Here is a 16933-nt window from a genome sequence, read left to right as displayed (position 1 = left end):
TTCATTCGCCCCCACAGGGGGGTCGCACCTACAATTGGCGTCGTCCAACCACGTTTGCCGGGCGCCCCACCGCCCCCACATCCAGAAAAAAATGCGACGTTCCCCCTCCGGCCCCCCTCCCCAACCCGCCTCCGGCGAGCGCCACGACTGGCAGACCATCAGGAAGCTGCTGCCCTACCTGTGGGCCTACAAGTGGCGGATGCTGTTCGCCCTCGGCTGCCTGATCTCCGCCAAGTTCGCCAACGTCACCGTGCCGCTGGTCTTCAAGCAGCTGGTGGACGGCCTCGACATCTCCCGCTCCCAGGCCTTCATCGTGGTGCCAGCGGCGCTGCTGGTGGCCTACGGCGTACTGCGCTTCTCCACGTCGCTGTTCACCGAGCTGCGCGAGATCGTCTTCGCGCGGGTCACCCAGGAGGCGGTGCGCGAGATCTCGCTACAAGTCTTCGGCCACCTGCACGCGTTGTCGCTGCGCTTCCACCTGGAACGCCAGACTGGCGGCCTGACCCGCGACATCGAGCGCGGCACCCGCTCCATCGGCTCGCTGATCAGCTACACGCTGTACTCCATCCTGCCGACCTTCGTGGAGATCGGCCTGGTGCTGGGCATCCTGCTGGTGAAGTACGAACCCAGCTTCGCGATCATCACCGTCGTCACGCTGGCGCTCTACATCACCTTCACCTTCAAGGTCACCAACTGGCGCACCGCACTGCGCCGCCAGGCCAACGAGCTGGACTCGGCCGCCAACGCGCGGGCCATCGACAGCCTGATCAATTTCGAGACGGTGAAGTACTTCAACAACGAAGCCTTCGAGACCCGTCGCTACGACACCGAGCTGAAGAAGTGGACGGCCGCCCAGATCAAGAACCAGAAGTCGCTGTCCTTTCTCAACATGGGCCAGGCGGCCATCATCGCCGTCGGCGTCACCGCGATGATGTGGCGGGCCGCCGACGGCGTGGCGGCCGGGCGCATGACCCTCGGCGACCTGGTGCTGGTCAACGCCTTCCTGATCCAGCTCTACATCCCGCTCAACTTCCTCGGCGTGCTGTACCGGGAGATCCGCCAGGCCCTCACCGACATCGAGCGCATGTTCGACCTGCTCGCCACTCACCGGGAAGTGGCCGACAGTGCCGGTGCCCATGCCCTCGCCCGCGGTCCTGCTGGCGTCGCCTTCGACCGCGTTAACTTCGCCTACGACCCGAGCCGCCCGATCCTCCACGACGTGGACTTCGTCATCCCGGCCGGCAAGACAGTGGCGGTGGTCGGTCATTCCGGCTCCGGCAAGTCCACGCTGGCACGCCTGCTGTTCCGCTTCTACGACGTGCAGGACGGCGCAGTGCGCATCAATGGCCAGGACATCCGCAGCCTCACCCAGGACAGCCTGCGTGCCGCCATCGGCATCGTTCCGCAGGACACCGTGCTGTTCAACGACACCCTGCTCTACAACATCCAGTACGGCCGCCCCGACGCCAACCGCGAGGAGGTGGAGGCTGCCGCCCGCGCCGCCCAGCTGGAGGACTTCATCGGCCGCCTGCCGGACGGCTGGCAGACCCGCGTCGGCGAACGCGGCCTCAAGCTCTCCGGCGGCGAAAAGCAGCGCGTCGCCATTGCCCGTACGCTGCTGAAGAACCCGGACATCCTGATCTTCGACGAAGCCACCTCGGCCCTCGACTCGAAGACCGAAAAAGCCATCCAGGCCCAGCTCGACGCCGCCGCCCGTGGCCGCACCACGCTGGTCATCGCCCACCGCCTGTCCACGGTGATGAACGCCGACGAGATCCTGGTCCTCGACCAGGGCCGCGTCGTCGAGCGCGGTAGCCACGCGGAACTGCTCGCCCAGGGTGGCGCCTACGCGCAGATGTGGGCACTGCAGCTGGAAGAGCGGGCCGCCGAGGAGGAGGCCGTCTGAGCGACATTGCAAACCTTTGCAAACCGGAGCGGGCGTAACTTCGGCGAAATGCATGCCGCGTAGCGTTAGTCAATTCAGCTACCCGACCTGCAAGGAGTTTCCCCGATGTTCGCCCCCCGCCTGCTCGCCCTTCTCGTCCCTGCCCTCATCGCCACCTCCGCCCATGCCGGCGTTGCGCTGATCGGCAAGGGCAGCCTGTCCGGCTCCGACCTGTCCGGCCTCACCGGCACCCTCGAAAACGGCACCGCCGCCAATATCCTCGGCGGCCTCGGCTCCGCTGTCGCCTGGGCTGGCGGCGACACCTTCCTGCTGACACCGGACCGCGGCCCCAACGCCACCACCTGGAACACCGCGGTGGATAACACCACCAGCTGGATCCCCCGCTTCCAGACCCTCAGCCTGGGCCTGTCCTCGGCCAGCTTCAGCGCCGGCAGCGTCGCCACCCTCAGCCCGGTGCTGAACGCCACCACGCTGCTGTCCAGCACCACCGCCCTCAACTACGGCAGCGCCCCGGTGCTGACCGGCGGCAGCGGCCAGAACTACTTCACCGGCCGCTCCGACGCCTTCGCCGCCGGACTGTCCACCAACAGCGCCAACGCCCGCTTCGACCCGGAAGGCATCCGCGTCGCCGCCAGCGGCAAGAGCGTCTACATCTCCGACGAATACGGCCCCTACATCTACCGCTTCGACCGCGCGACCGGCGAGCGCACCGGCGTGATCACGCTGCCCGAGAAGTTCGCGGTGTCCAAGCTGTCCGCCGTCGGCGACACCGAGATCGCCAGCAACACCAGCGGCCGCGTCGCCAACAAGGGCATGGAAGGCCTGGCCATCACGCCAGACGGCAAGACCCTGGTCGGCATCATGCAGAGCCCGCTGGCCCAGGACGGCGGCACCAACGCCGGCGTGGTGCGCATCGTCACCGTGGACCTGGCCACCGGCAAAGTGACTCACGAATACGCCTACCAGCTCGAGAACATCGGCACCGCCGCCAAACCCAAGTACACCAGCATCAGCGAGATCGTTGCGATCAACGACCATCAGTTCCTGATCGACGAGCGCGACGGCAAGGGCCTCGGCGACGACTCCAAGGCCGGCTTCAAGAAGATCTTCCAGGTGGACCTGAGCACCGGCCAGGACGTCAGCAATATCTCCGGTGAAAGCGCGCTGGCCGCCAAGAGTGTCGGCAAGAGCCTGTTCGTGGACCTGGCGGCGCTGCTGAAGGCCAACGGCTACACCGACCGCACGATCCCGGCCAAGATCGAAGGCCTCGCCTTCGGCCCTAACGTGCTGGTGGATGGCGTGCTGCAGCACACCCTGATCGTCACCAACGACAATGACTTCCTCGACACCGTCGGCGTAAACGGCGTGCCCACCGCCAACCCCAACCAGTTCTTCGTGCTTGGCATCAGCGGCGATGTGCTCGCCGGCTACCAGGCCCAGCGCATCCCCGAACCGGCCAGCCTGGCGCTGGCAGCCCTGGGCCTCGGTGGCCTGATGCTGCGACGGAAGAAGTAAGGCAGCAAAGGCGCGGCGCTCAGGCGATGCCGAGCTGCCGCGCCTGGGAAGCCGCATCCCGCGCGCCCCAGCGGCGCTTGATGCGGCCCTCCTCGATTTCGAACCACTCCATCGCCACCAGCTCGTAGGACTTCCCGGTCGGCTCGTGCCCGAAGGCCGGTGCGCGGAAGGTACCGGTTTCGATATAGCGGGCCGCCACGATGTTGCCCTCGGCGATCAGGCCCTGGATGGACAACTGCATGCCGTAGCCCTCGATCAACTGGCGCCACACCGGCTCGATCTTCTCGAAGATGCCCTGCCCCAGCACGCCCTGGATCTCCGCATCCTCGGCCAGCAGCGCCTTCAGAGCCGGTAGATCGCCACGGTTGAAGGCGGCGACGTACTGGCGCACCACGTCCTTGGCACGTTCCTCGACTGACATTCGCTTGTTCTCCTTGATGTTGTGGATGCCCCCCGGGGCACGGCGGAAGAAAGATGCCAGGAGTATAAGTGCGTACCCCACCCGACAGGCGGCAGTTGTGCCCCATCGCTCCGCCAGAACGCCGAGCCGCATCCCTTGGCCGCCCCTTGATGCACAATAAGGCCCTCTGCGGCTTCAACCGGACCCATGCCCCCGCTTCCTCGCAGCATTGCCCACCTGGACATGGACGCGTTCTACGCGTCGGTGGAGCTGTTGCGCTACCCGCAGCTGCGCGGCCTGCCTGCTGTGGTGGGCGGACGTCGGGCTACGACGGTCGAGGATCCGGCCCGCTTCCCGCGCCTGCGCGACTACGTGGGCCGCGGCGTGATCACCACCGCCACCTACGAGGCGCGGGCCCTCGGCGTGCATTCCGGCATGGGCCTGATGAAAGCCGCCCAGCTGGCGCCGGACGCGCTGCTGCTGCCCGCCGACTTCGACACCTACCGCCACTACTCACGCCTCTTCAAGGCCGCGGTGCGGGAGATCGCGCCGGACCTCGAGGATCGGGGCATCGACGAGATATACCTGGACCTCACCGCCCTCAACCCGGATGGCAGCCGCGAAGGCGCCCGCGCCATTGCACTGCGCCTGCAGCAGGCCGTGCGGGACGCCACCGGCCTGTCCTGCTCCCTCGGGGTAGCCCCCAACAAGCTGCTCGCCAAGCTGTGCTCCGACCTGGAAAAGCCGGCCGGCATCACCGTGGTGGCGGCCGACGATCTGCCGGTGCGAATCTGGCCGCTGCCCGCCAAGCGCATCAACGGCATCGGGCCGAAGGCCGCGGAGCGACTGGACGCGCTGGGCATCCACAGCATCGGCGAGCTGGCCGCCGCCGACGCCCTGTGGCTGCAGGAACAGTTCGGCGAACGCTACGGCCAGTGGCTTCACCGGGCCGCCCACGGGCAGGACGACCGCCCGGTGGTCACCCATAGCGAACCGAAGAGCCTCTCCCGCGAAACCACCTTCGAGCGCGACCTTCACCCCCGCCAGGACCGCAGCGAACTGTCGCAACGCTTCACCCGCCTGTGCGAGCAGCTCGCCGCCGACCTGGTGCGCAAAGGCTACGTAGGCAAGACCATCGGCCTGAAGCTGCGCTTCGACAACTTCCACACCGTCACCCGCGACCTGACCTTGCCCGCGCCCATCGGCGAGGCGGCGGCGATCCGCCGGGCCGCCGGCGAATGCCTCAAGCGCGTGCCCTTGGAACGGCGCATCCGCCTGCTCGGCGTGCGCGTCGGCAACCTGGTCAGGCGCGACGCGATTCCCGAACACGAAACACCCATACCCATCCAGGCTGAACTCTTCGCCTGATACAACACCTGAACCACGACAACAAAATTTCCAGGAGACCTGCATGCAGCACCCGAATCTCGAACCGGACATCCCGAGCGCCATCGAACCCTGGCGCCAGAACCTCCGCGGCGAACACGACGCGCTGCTGCGCGGCCCGCGCCCGGCCTGGTGGTGGACCGGGCTGGCCCCGGAGAACTGCCCCGGCCTGCAGCCGGATGGCCGCCTCACCGCCCTGCCCCAGCCCGACCTCGCCACCTGTACCCGCGAAACGGTACTGGCCACCTTCGACAACGGCTGGACGCTGACCGAGGTGCTGTTTGCCAGCCTGCAGGGCGAGGAAGCCTTCTACCGCCCGCCCTACCATCATTTGCGCCACCCAATGGTCTTCTACTACGGCCACCCGGCGGCGCTATACATCAACAAGCTGCGCGTCGCCGGCCTCATCGACAACCCGGTCAATCCCTACTTCGAACGCATTTTCGAGACTGGCGTGGATGAAATGCGCTGGGACGACATGTCGAAGAACGAGATGCTGTGGCCAAGCTTCGCGGAGGTGCATACCTACCGCCAGCAGGTCTACCTCACGGTGCGGCGCCTCATCGAGACCCACCCTGGCCTCGTCCGCGGCCATGCCCCCATCACCATGGACGACCCGTTGTGGGCGCTGTTCATGGGCTTCGAGCACGAGCGCATCCACATCGAGACCTCCTCGGTGTTGATCCGCGAACTGCCCCTCGACGATGTGCGGCGCCCGGAAGAATGGCCGGCCCTGCACCCCAGCGCCGGCGTGGCGGCCCACTTTCCGCCGCAGGCCGGGCAGGACTTTCCAGCCCCGCGCCTGCTCGAAATCCCAGCCACCGTGGTCAAGATCGGCAAGCCGCGCAGCTGGCCGAGCTTCGGCTGGGACAATGAATACGGCGAGCGGCGTGTGGCGCTGCAAACCTTCAAAGTGGAGAACCAGCTGGTCAGCAACGGCGCCTTCCTCGAATTCATCCAGAACGGTGGCTACCTGGAGCGCCAGTACTGGACCGAAGCCGGCTGGGAATGGCGCGGCTTCCGCAACAGCAAATGGCCCTGTTTCTGGGTACCGGACGGCCCCGCCGGCCTGCACCGCTACACGCTGCGCACCCTGTTCGAGACCATCGAGATGCCGTGGCACTGGCCGGCCGAGGTCAATGCCCACGAGGCCGCTGCCTACTGCGCCTGGCGCAGCGCCCGCGACGGCATCCCCTGTAGGCTGCCCACCGAGGCCGAGCACCACGCGCTGCGCGACGCCTCGTGGGCCGAGACCGATCCCCCCGCCCGCCACGACGGCGCAGCCCTCGCCGCCGTCTACGGCTGGAACAGTCAGCTCGCCCACGGCTCCCCGTGGCCGGTGGATGCCGCCAGCCCCAGCCTGGCCGGCGTGCACGACGTGTTCGGCAACGTCTGGCAATGGCATGGGGACGATTTCAACCCACTGCCCGGCGCACGCGTCCATCCCTACTACGACGACTTCTCGACGCCCTGCTACGACGGCCAGCACCAGATGATCCTCGGCGGCTCGTGGATCTCCTGTGGCGACGAGGCCAGCGTGTGGGCGCGCTTTCACTTCCGCCCCCACTTTTTCCAGCACGCCGGCTTCCGCGTCGTGCAGGCCGCTCACGACGGCCACGTGGTCAAACTGGGCGGCGAAGGCAGCGCCAGCCAGGTGTATGAAGACACCCGCATGGTGGACGACTACATGCTGCTCCACCACGGTGAGCCGCAAACCCAGATGCCCTGGGCCGGCGGCCCCCAGCGCGCCACATCCTTCCCGCAACGCTGCGCCGACTGGCTGCTCGACGGCGCCCGGCAATACGGCACCGGCACAGCCCGCGCCCTGGACATCGGTTGTGCCGTCGGCGGAGGGACCTTCGAGCTGGCCCGTGGCTTCGGCGAAGTGCTTGGCGTCGACCTGTCCCGCGCCTTCATCGACGCCGCCGGCACACTCTTGAAAGACGGCAGCCGGCCGTACTTCCGCAGTGACGAGGGCGATCTGGGTGAAACCGTGACGGCCCGCATCGACCCGGCCATCGAGCGCAGTCGGGTGCGCTTCCGCCAGGCCGACGCCTGTTCGCTACCGGCCGAGCTGGCCGATTTCGACGCGGTGCTGCTGGCCAACCTGCTGTGCCGACTGCCCAGCCCGATGGCCCTGCTCGGCCGCCTCGGCGGGCCGCGTGGGCTGGTCAAGGTCGGTGGCCTGGTCGCCCTGTTCTCGCCCTACTCATGGCTGGAGCAGTTCACGCCGAGGGAATCCTGGCTAGGCGGCTACGAGAAGGACGGCAGGGCGGTACGCAGCGCCGACACCCTCAAGGCCTTCCTCGCCGCCGAAGGCTTCGTGCTGCGCCGGGAGGAAGAGGTGCCGCTGGTGATCCGCGAGCATGCCCGCAAGTATCAGTTCATCGTGACCCACGGCATGCTGTGGCAGCGGGAGCGCTGACCCCCGGGCCAGCCTGAACTACTCCGGCAGGCTGCGGGCCGCCGGCAGGCCGCTGCCAAGCGCCTGGGCCCGCAGCGCCCTCGCGGCCTCCGGCGCGGTTTGCCTGAAGCGCTGGAAGGCCGCGGCGGCAGCCGCGCCGTTCCCCTCTGCCAGGTAGCTCATGGTCAACAGGCCTAGCGCCGGAGCCAGGTTCGGCTGCGTCTCGAGCACGCTCTCCACCTGTGTACGGGCTTTCTGGAACAGACGCGCGCCGAGATAGGCCTGGGCCAGGTGGATGCGTGCATCCATCGCCGACGGCTTCAGGCTGATCGCCTTTTCCAGGGCCTGGATGGCCCGCCCGAGGTTGCGACTGCGCAACTGGGCTTCCCCCAGATTGACCCACGCATTGACCTGCTCGGGGTCGAGACGCACCGCGGTTTCCAGCGCCTCCAGCGCTTCGGGCAGGCGGCCCAGCCTCATCAGCGCAAAACCCTTCCCGCTCCAGGCCAGCACATTGACGGGATCGATCTCGATGGCCCTGAGTTCATAGCGCAAAGCGCCTTCCACGTCCCCCTTGGCCCCCAGGATCTTGGCGGTCGTCAAGCACATGCGCAGCAGTTTCGGATCGGCCGCCTCGGCCTGCCGCACCATGGCCAGCGCCTGGTCCGGATTGCCGGTGCCGAGCAAGCTTTCCGCCCACGAAACCCGCTCGTCCGGGGTCACGCTGCTCAAGCCCTCGAGTTTCTGAAAGGCCATGCCAGCCTCCCGCGGCTTGCCGGCGGCCAGGTAGGCCAGCGCCGCCTGGCGCCACCCTCCCACGCTCTTCGGATCGAGCTCGATGGCTTTCAGGGCGTCGTCGAGGGCTCGCTGCACGCGCTTGAGCTCCAGCCGGACCATGCTCCGGTTGGCAAGGTGGTTGGCCTGGCCGGGAGCCAGCCGGACCGCCTGATCGAAGGCCTTCTCCGCTTCCGCAACCCGTGTCAGCTTCATCAGCACTGCGCCGAGCCCGGTCCAGGCATCGGCCGACTCCGGCGCCAGTTCAACAGCCCTGCGCATGGCCTCCTCGGCGGGCCGCAGGCGCCCCCGATTGAGTTCCGCAAAGCCGAGGGCGAGCTGCGTCTTTTCGGAATCGTTGCGGCTTATCGCGGCATCACGCGCCACGCGGCGGGCTTCGTCGGGCCGGCCGGTTTCGGCGTAGAGCTCGGCCAGGCGCCGCCGCGCCGTGCTGTCCGGGTCCCCGAGGCGCAGAGCGGTCGCAAACGCCTTCAAGGCATCGTCCCGCTTGCCCAGCCGGTCTTCGATCAGCCCGAGCTGGCGCCACGGGGAAACGCTGCCGGGATTCCGCCGGATGGCCTCCTTCGCGTATGTCTCGGCCTCGGCCAGACGGCCTTCCTCGTAAAGCCAGCTGGAACGCAACAAGGGAGCCCAGGCACTGAAAGGCTGACGGCGCGCCGCCTCCTGCATGGACTTCTCGGCTTCGTCGCGTGCGCCGCGACGATACTGCACTGAGGCCAGCAGCTCCCACGCCTGGGCGTGATCGCGGTCAAGCTCAAGGGCTCTCAACAGGCTGGGCTCCGCCTCGCTGGGGCGCTGCAGTTCCACGAGGCTGCTGGCATGCAGGAAAGCGGCGTGCGCGGAGCGCGGCCGGGCGGCCATCCAGGCCCGCGCGTGGGGCTCGAGTTCCGCCCATTTCCGGGCGGCGATGAGAGCCTCCGCCTCCGTCATCCAGGCCCGCTCCGGCGCTGGCAGCGCCGGCGCAGGGGGCGGCTCGTCACCACCGACCAGGATGCGCGCCACCTGCGCGGCCGGCAGGATCATGTTGAAGTTCTGGCCGGTACCGAGCACCGCCCGGGTGATGCCGACCAGCCGCCCGTCCCGGTCGAACAGCCCGCCGCCGCTGGAGCCGGGCGACTGGGGCGCGGTCGCGACGAGGAAGGGCTGCGGCAGTTCGAGCCTGACACTGGCGAGCAGGCCCGCACTCACCGCCAAGCCGAAGCCGAGAGGGTTTCCGACCGCGAACACAGCCTCCCCGACGGCCTGCCCGTCCACCTGGCGCAAGGGCACCGGCGCGGCCGTCAAGCCAGCGACGGCCAGCAGGCACAGGTCCGCCGGCGCATTGCGACGCAACCAGCGACCAGCCAGTTCGTGCGAACCAGCCAGCACACGGATCCCGCTCGCGTCCTCGATCACGTGGCAGTTGGTCGCCACCAGTCCGGCCCCGACCACCACACCGCTCCCCTGGGCCGCGGCCTTCCCCTGCTCGTCCACCGTCTTGATCGTCACCACGGAGGACGACACCCGTGCAAAGACGCGCTGGGCGTCTCCTTCCTCCCCGGCCGACGCGTGCCCTCCGGTTAGACCGGCAAGCACGAGTCCCAGCACTGCCGCCATTCTCATCGGGCGACCTCCTCATAAGGGGATAGATAGTTGAGGTAGGCCTCTTCCGCGGCCTTGCCGTCGATCGCCCGCATCCTGTCGTAGGTGTTGCGCGCGGCATCCCGCTGGCCCAGCGCCTGCTGGGCCTCCAGCAGGGCACCCCACACCTTCAGCTGGGCGGGGTCGAGCTGCAGCGAACGCTCCAGTGCCGGCAGGGCTTCCTGATGGCGCGCCAGGATGCTCAGCGTGAAACCCTTCTGGCGCCAGTTGCGTGCCTCACCGGGCACCCGCGTCGCCAGTTCGTCGAACAGGGCCAGGGCCTCGGCCGGGCGGCCGCCGTCCTTCAGCGTGACACCCAGCTGGTAGCGCCAGTCATCCTGCGCGGGCTGGGCCTCCACGGCTGCCTTGAAGGCGGCGATGGCGTCGGGGTAATTCTTCAGGCGGTAGTGCGCAAATCCGATCCCCGCCCACGCCTGGCCGGGCTCCTCGAAACGGCGTGCCAGGCATGCCTGATAAGCCTCGATGGCTGCCTCCGGACGCTCCAGCGCGGCCAGCGCGATGCCGCGCCAGAACCAGGCCGACGCGCCGTCCCGCTCCGCCTCCGGCAGGCGTTCGAGTACCGCGAGGGCACGGGCGGGCTGGGCGGCGTTGATGTAGGCCCGTGCCAGGCCGAAACGCGGCCCCGGCGCCTCCGGGTACAGCCCGGAAATCCGCGACCAGATCGAGATCGAGGTGGCATGATCCCCGCGCAGCTGGGCCAGTTCCGCCAGGCCACGGTAGGCCTCGATCAGCCAGGGGTCGAGCTCGATGGCGGTACGGTAGGCCGCCTCGGCTTCCTTGTTGAGGCGGGCGGCCGTACGCACCCGCCCGAGGACCAGGTGCACCACCGCCAGCTCCCGGTGCTCGGTGGCCAGCGTACCGGCCAGCGCGAGCGCCTCGTCCCGCCGTCCGCCAGCCAGCAGTGCCGACACCAGGCCGATCCCCCACTCGGCGCGCTCCGGCGCGATCCGGCGCAGCGCAGTCCAGGCCTCCAGCTCCCGTTCGGCCTGCTTGAGGCCGTGGGCCGCGGCGACCCGGAAGCGCCAGGCATCGGTACTGCCAGGCTCGCGGCGAATCCACTCGGTCACCTGCGCATCCAGTTCCTGCCATTTGCCCTGCTTCATCAACAGGGCCGCCGCGTCGTAGCGCTGCAGGGCCGCGGCAGCAGCGGCGGCACGTGCCTCGATCTCGTCGCTCCAGCTGATCGCGGCGGCGAAATTGACGTTCTGGCCGTCGCGGCGGCGGTAGTCGATGATGCCCACCACGGCACCCGACTCATCCACCAGCGCCCCGCCTTCGGACCCCGGCGAGATCGGCGCGGTGAACTGAATCAGGTTCCCCGCCGGATAGCGCCGGACGCCGGCCACCACCCCCTCGGAAATCCCGACGCCCAGCCCCAGCGCATTCGACAGCGCGAAAACGCGGCTTCCGGTGGCTGGCAGGCTCCGCCGCAGAGCCACGCCGGACGACGGCAGGCCTTCCACGACGACTAGGCACAGGTTGCGCTCCCGGTCCCGGGCGGCAAGGCGCCCTGCATGAACCTGCCCGCCAAGCTTCAGATTCAGGACGCTGGCGCCATCCAGTCCTTCACAGACTGAAACGAAGCGCCCGGCCCCGATCTCGGTGGCGCTCAGGGCGACCGTCGGCTGGCCTTCGCCGCCGGCTACTTCCAGCACGGCGACGGCCGGCGACACCAGGTTGAAGACCTGCTGGGGGCTCAGAGCCTGGGCCGCCGCTGGCCCCAGCAGGGTGCCGGAAAGGCAGCACATCCCGAGCACCCAGCCCTTGGCGGCAAGGTATCGCGACAGACGAAGGGACAGTGGCATTCCCGCAGCTCCCGTGGCGACGGGAAGCATCCCATCGATGGCGTTCGAATTTATACCGACAACATTACCATCGCTGCTGAGCGGCCAGGGTGAAGCGCCTCACATCGCCAGTGCCTCGCGCATCCAGTCGACGAACACCCGCACTCGCGCCGGCAGCAGGCGCGCGTGCGGGTAGACCACGCTGACCGGCCGCGGCGTCGGCTCGAAATCCTCCAGCACAGGCCGCAGCCGCCCCGCGGCGAGGTGGCCGGCGATCTGGTACGACAGGAAGCAGCCGAAGCCGAGCCCGGCCACGCAGGCATCCACCGCCGGCGCCACATGGTTGAACTCCAGCCGCCCCTTCACTGGCACGCCGAAGGAGCGCCCCTTGTCCTCAAAGCGCCACCAGCCCCCCGAACCCGACAAGAAACCGATGCAGTCGGCCTGCAGCAGATCCTTCGGATGCACAGGTAACGTACGGCCGTGCAGGTAGTCCGGACTGGCCACCACCATGCGCCGCACCGCGCCAACCGGCTGGGCGATCAGCGTCGAATCCTCCAGCGCGCCGATGCGGATGCCCACGTCGATGCCTTCTTCCAGCAGGTTCACGACCCGGTCGAAGAGCAGCAGACGGCAGCGCAGCTGTTCGTGGCGCAGCATGAAGCGGTTCACCGCCGGCGCCACGTACATCTGCCCGAACAGCACCGGCGCCGTCACCGTGAGCTGGCCGGACAGCTCGCCAGCCTCCTCCTTCAAGGCGGCTTCCGCCTCGTCGAGAGAAGCCAGCAGATTGCGGCAGCTCGCCAGGTAGTGCCGCCCTTCCTCGGTCAGCGCGATGCGGCGCGTCGTGCGGTTGAACAGGCGCACGCCCAGCTCGGCCTCAAGCGCCGCCAGCGTGCGCACCACTGCCGGCAGCGAACTGCCCAGGCTGCGCGCCGCGGCGCTGAGGCTGCCGTCGTCGGCGATGCGCACGAAGGTCGCCATAGCCTTCAGCTTGTCCATGGCTATTACTCCATCTATTGGATAAGTGAAATCAGAACTGCGCCATTTATCCACAAATCGGATCAACGCACACTAGCTGCCATCACCCACACCAAAGGAAGAAACCATGAACACCCCCGCCCAGCCGATCAAGCTGTACCGCTTCCCGCTCTCCGGCCACAGCCACCGGGCCGAGCTCTTCCTGTCCCTGCTCGGCCTGCCCGTCGAGCCGATCGACGTGGACCTGGCCGGCGGCGAGCAGAAGACACCCGCCTACCTGGCGATGAATGCCTTCGGCCAGGTGCCGGTGATCCAGGACGGCGACCTGACCATCGCCGACTCCACCGCGATCCTCGTCTACCTGGCCCGCCGTTACGGCGACCCAAGCTGGCTGCCGACCGACCCGGCCGGCGCGGCCCAGGTCCAGCGCTGGCTGTCGGTAGCCTCCGGGCAGGTTGCCTACGGCCCCTGCGCAGCCCGCCTGGTCACGGTGTTCGGCATGGACTTCAACCCGAGGGAAGTCATCGCCCGCGCCCACGCGCTGTTTGCGGTGATGGAGAAGGAGCTGGCCGAACGCCCCTTCCTCGTCGGCGAGCACGCCACCATCGCCGACGTGGCCAACCACACCTACATCGCCCACGCGCCGGAAGGCAATGTGTCGCTGGCCGACTACCCGAACATCCGCGCCTGGCTGGCCCGCGTGGAAGCGCTGCCAGGCTTCATCCCGATGCCGGCTACCGCCATCGGCCTGGCGGCCTGACGACCATGGCTGGCCCCAGCTTCCACACCGGCGAAGAAACCCTGCAGGCCCGCGCCGGCAGCCGGGAACGGCTGGCCGAGGTCGGCCCGCGGGTGATCCGGCCGGCGATGCCGGAAACCCACCAGACCTTCTTCGGCCAGTTGCCCTTCGTCGTGGCCGGCGCGGTGGATGGCGCCGGCCAGCCGTGGGCCTCGCTGCTGGCCGGCGCACCGGGCTTCATCACCGCGCCGGCGGACGACCGCCTGCGCATCGCCGCGCTGCCGCCGGCCGGCGATCCACTGGAAGGTCTGCTGCAGGCGGGCGCCCGCGTCGGCCTGCTCGGCATCGAGGCCCACACGCGACGCCGCAACCGGGCCAACGGGCGGGTCGTCGCGGTTGATGGCGTGGGAATCGACATCCATGTCGAACAGAGCTTCGGCAACTGCCCGAAGTACATCGAGCCGCGCCAGGCCGAGTACGCACCCGGACAGGAAGCCCGACCTGAAAGCCTGGATTTCACTGGGCTGGGCGACCCCGTGCGCACGCTGGTCGCAGCGGCCGACACCTTCTTCATCGCCAGCGCCCACCCGGACGACGACGGCCTGCCGGCCCACGGCGTGGATGTCTCCCACCGGGGCGGCCCGGCCGGCTTCGTGCGCATAGACGGCGACACGCTGACGGTGCCCGACCTGGCCGGCAACAACTACTTCAACACCCTCGGCAACCTTCTGCTGGCCCCGCGCGCCGGCCTGCTGTTCATCGATTTCGCCCGTGGCGACCTGGCCTGGCTGGCCGCCGATGCGGAGATCGTCGACGACGCGGCCGCCCTCGCCGCCTTTCCCGAAGCCCGGCGCCTGCTGCGTCTGCACGTACGTACGAGCCGCCTCGCCCGGCGGGCCGCGGCCCTGCGCTGGCAGCCGCCGCCCGCCTGACCGGGCATGCAGTTCAGCGCTGCAGCGCCTGCAGGGTGATCTTCTTGATGGCACCGTCGCAGCGCTCGGCCACGCGGCGGTATTCCTCCGGCGTGTCGATCTGTGCCTGCACCAGCTCCACCTTGTTGATCTCGCGCCGCACGTAAGGGCTCCAGCGTTCCTCAAGCTCGCCGGCGATGCGCGCCCGCGCCTGCCCGACCGGGCCGCGCCACGGGCCACCGGTGGTGAAGCGGCGAGACAAGGTGTCGGCCAGCTCCTTCTCGATACTGGCCAGGTGCTGGCGATAGGCGTCCACGTGGCGCTGCTCGTGCTGGTAGATCTCCCGGTAGGCGCAGCTGTCCTTCGGAAACTCCTTCGCCACATACACGGTCAGCGGACTGAATCCGTAGGTCATGCTGATCTGCGGACTGGCGCATTCCCACTGGCGGGAGGCATCGACGCGGGACACCACCTTGGTCTCGAAACGCACGATGGCCGCCCCCCGCGTCAGGCCCAGCACCCGCTGCCCTTCCTGCAGGGAACGCGGCCCCATCAGGCTGAGGGTGCGCAAGCCGGTCACGGTGTCCAGCCCGACCGGCTCCTCGTGCAGCTTCACCGTCACCGACGGCTTCGGCAGCTCGTCGCAGACGTCGGCGAAGCTGTTGCAGCAGAACAGGGCGAGCAGCAGGGGCAGGAGACGCATCGGTTCGGGATCGAAAACTCGCACGTGGCGGGACCACAGCCTAACAGCTGACGACGCTTGCAGGGCCCATGCGCTCAAGCGTTCGGCGCATCGAAACGCACGCCCTGGGCCAGCGGCAGCGCGCTGGAATAGTTGATGGTGTTGGTGGCCCGCCGCATGTAGGCGCGCCACGCGTCCGCCCCGGCCTCACGGCCGCCGCCGGTCTCCTTCTCGCCGCCGAAGGCGCCGCCGATCTCGGCGCCGGACGGACCGATGTTCACGTTGGCGATGCCGCAGTCGCTGCCGGCCGCCGACAGGAAGCGTTCCGCCTCCCGCAGATCGGTGGTGAAGATCGCCGATGCCAGGCCCTGGGGCACACCGTTGTGCAGCGCGATTGCCTCGTCCAGCGTGCGGTAGCGCAGCACGTAGAGGATCGGGCTAAAGGTCTCTCGGCGCACCAGCGCTGTCTGCCCGGGCATCTCCACCAGCGCCGGGCGCACGTAGCAGCCGTCCGGGCAGTTGGCCACCGCCACCACCTCGCCGCCATGCACGCAGCCGCCCTCGACGTGGGCCTGGACCAGCGCCGCCCGATGGGCATCGACAGCTGCACTGTCGATCAGCGGGCCGACAAGCGTGGCGGATTCCAGCGGATGACCAACCGGCAGACTGGCGAAGGCCGCCACGAGGCGCGGCAGCAGGCACGCCGCGACGGACTCGTGCACGATCAGGCGGCGCAAGGTCGTGCAGCGCTGTCCGGCGGTACCGGCGGCGGAAAAGACGATGGCCAGCAGCGCCAGCTCCAAGTCGGCGCTAGGCGCCACGATCATTCCGTTGTTGCCGCCCAGCTCCAGCAGGCAGCGCCCGAAGCGGGCGGCCACCCGCGGCGCCACGCTGCGCCCCATCGCCGTCGAGCCGGTCGCCGACAGCAGCGCCACATCCGGATGGTCGGCCAGCGCCGTGCCAAGGGCCCCGGGGCCGATCACCACTTGGCTGAGGTGCGGCGGCACGTCGCCCGCCTCGGCTATCGCCTGTTCCAGCAAGCCCTGGCAGGCCAGTGCACACAGGGGCGTGCGCGACGACGGTTTCCACACCACCGCATTGCCGCACACCAAGGCCAGCGCAGCATTCCATGCCCATACCGCAACCGGAAAATTGAAGGCACTGATGACGCCGCACACGCCGAGGGGATGCCAACTTTCCATCAGGCGATGACCGGGCCGCTCGCTGGCCATCGTCAGGCCGTAGAGCTGGCGCGACAGGCCGACCGCGAAGTCGCACATGTCGATCATCTCCTGCACCTCGCCCTGCCCTTCGGACAGGATCTTGCCGCTCTCGATGCTGACCAGCCGGCCCAGCGCTGCCTTATGCCGACGCAGCACCTCGCCGAAGCGCCGCAGCAGTTCACCACGGCGCGGCGCCGGGACCTCCCGCCAGGCCAGGAACGCCACCCGCGCCCGGGCCACCACGGCATCCAGGTCGTCACACTCCACGCAACTGCCGATGCGGCTGCCGTCGATCGGCGAGCGAGCCACCAGGCTGCCCGCCCCCGGCGCCGGCAGACCAAAGCCAGCGAACAGTGCAGCGACTTCGGAAGACAACAGCGGATGCAGCATGGCGCCCTCCCGGCAAGGTGATCACGGCGGTTGGACACGCGGGAGCCAGGAACAATCCCGGCAGGGTCAGGCGCATTCCCCGTTGGGGCGAATTCATTCGCCCGCGGAGGTGGATCCACGCTGGGAGGGCGAATGAATTCGCCCCAACGACAGCCCCGCAATTCAAAAGCAAGCCG

General features: G+C 68.8%; 12 protein-coding genes. 6 read left to right on the top strand and 6 right to left on the bottom strand.

Going from position 1 to position 16933, the window contains the following annotated elements; genetic code table 11:
• Positions 1 to 91: 91 nt before the first annotated feature.
• Together ACE3RX_RS02865 and ACE3RX_RS02860 are read left to right on the top strand one after the other, a co-directional pair.
• A complete protein-coding gene (locus ACE3RX_RS02865; protein ID WP_374480117.1) occupies positions 92 to 1906 on the top strand; it encodes an ABC transporter ATP-binding protein/permease in 1815 nt (604 codons plus the stop codon).
• Positions 1907 to 2011: 105 nt separating this feature from the next.
• The gene (locus ACE3RX_RS02860; RefSeq protein ID WP_374480115.1) at positions 2012 to 3421 is read left to right on the top strand and encodes an esterase-like activity of phytase family protein; all 1410 of its coding nucleotides are present in this window, start codon (positions 2012 to 2014) and stop codon (positions 3419 to 3421) included.
• A 19-nt stretch (positions 3422 to 3440) separates the two neighbouring features.
• Here the strand turns inward: ACE3RX_RS02860 and ACE3RX_RS02855 are convergent, their stop codons facing one another.
• On the bottom strand, positions 3441 to 3842 hold the full coding sequence (locus ACE3RX_RS02855; protein ID WP_374480113.1) for an ester cyclase: 402 nt from the start codon (positions 3840 to 3842) through the stop codon (positions 3441 to 3443).
• Positions 3843 to 4028: 186 nt separating this feature from the next.
• Here ACE3RX_RS02855 and dinB point away from each other — a divergent pair, with 186 nt between their 5' ends.
• Together dinB and ovoA are read left to right on the top strand one after the other, a co-directional pair.
• Positions 4029 to 5189: a DNA polymerase IV gene (gene dinB / locus ACE3RX_RS02850; protein ID WP_374480111.1), complete on the top strand. Its 1161-nt coding sequence runs from the start codon at positions 4029 to 4031 to the stop codon at positions 5187 to 5189.
• A 43-nt stretch (positions 5190 to 5232) separates the two neighbouring features.
• Positions 5233 to 7632, top strand: a complete 2400-nt coding sequence (gene ovoA, locus ACE3RX_RS02845; RefSeq protein WP_374480109.1) for a 5-histidylcysteine sulfoxide synthase — start codon at positions 5233 to 5235, stop codon at positions 7630 to 7632.
• Positions 7633 to 7650: 18 nt separating this feature from the next.
• Here the strand turns inward: ovoA and ACE3RX_RS02840 are convergent, their stop codons facing one another.
• From ACE3RX_RS02840 to ACE3RX_RS02830, 3 genes are all read right to left on the bottom strand, one after another.
• The gene (locus ACE3RX_RS02840; RefSeq protein ID WP_374480107.1) at positions 7651 to 10008 is read right to left on the bottom strand and encodes a tetratricopeptide repeat protein; all 2358 of its coding nucleotides are present in this window, start codon (positions 10006 to 10008) and stop codon (positions 7651 to 7653) included.
• Positions 10005 to 11852, bottom strand: a complete 1848-nt coding sequence (locus tag ACE3RX_RS02835; protein WP_374480105.1) for a tetratricopeptide repeat protein — start codon at positions 11850 to 11852, stop codon at positions 10005 to 10007. Before ACE3RX_RS02835 ends, ACE3RX_RS02840 begins: the two co-directional genes overlap by 4 nt.
• A gap of 99 nt (positions 11853 to 11951) precedes the next feature.
• Positions 11952 to 12833, bottom strand: a complete 882-nt coding sequence (locus ACE3RX_RS02830) for a LysR family transcriptional regulator (protein ID WP_374480103.1) — start codon at positions 12831 to 12833, stop codon at positions 11952 to 11954.
• Between the two features lie 106 nt (positions 12834 to 12939).
• On the opposite strand from ACE3RX_RS02830, the gene ACE3RX_RS02825 reads away from it, so the two are divergent.
• Positions 12940 to 13572 (top strand): glutathione S-transferase family protein, encoded by a 633-nt coding sequence (locus tag ACE3RX_RS02825; protein ID WP_374480101.1) that lies wholly within the window; start codon positions 12940 to 12942, stop codon positions 13570 to 13572.
• A 5-nt stretch (positions 13573 to 13577) separates the two neighbouring features.
• Positions 13578 to 14483, top strand: a complete 906-nt coding sequence (locus tag ACE3RX_RS02820; RefSeq protein ID WP_374480099.1) for a pyridoxamine 5'-phosphate oxidase family protein — start codon at positions 13578 to 13580, stop codon at positions 14481 to 14483.
• Positions 14484 to 14496: 13 nt separating this feature from the next.
• Here ACE3RX_RS02820 and ACE3RX_RS02815 read toward each other — a convergent pair whose 3' ends face one another.
• Both ACE3RX_RS02815 and ACE3RX_RS02810 read right to left on the bottom strand, forming a co-directional pair.
• Positions 14497 to 15165: a hypothetical protein gene (locus ACE3RX_RS02815; RefSeq protein ID WP_374480097.1), complete on the bottom strand. Its 669-nt coding sequence runs from the start codon at positions 15163 to 15165 to the stop codon at positions 14497 to 14499.
• 74 nt (positions 15166 to 15239) lie between these two features.
• A complete protein-coding gene (locus ACE3RX_RS02810) occupies positions 15240 to 16757 on the bottom strand; it encodes an aldehyde dehydrogenase family protein (protein WP_374480095.1) in 1518 nt (505 codons plus the stop codon).
• Between the last annotated feature and the right edge of the window lie 176 nt (positions 16758 to 16933).

Origin of the sequence: Zoogloea sp., assembly GCF_041914405.1 — a bacterium.
Taxonomy (GTDB): Bacteria; Pseudomonadota; Gammaproteobacteria; order Burkholderiales; family Rhodocyclaceae; genus Zoogloea.
This window is presented reverse-complemented; position numbering and strand designations above follow the sequence as displayed.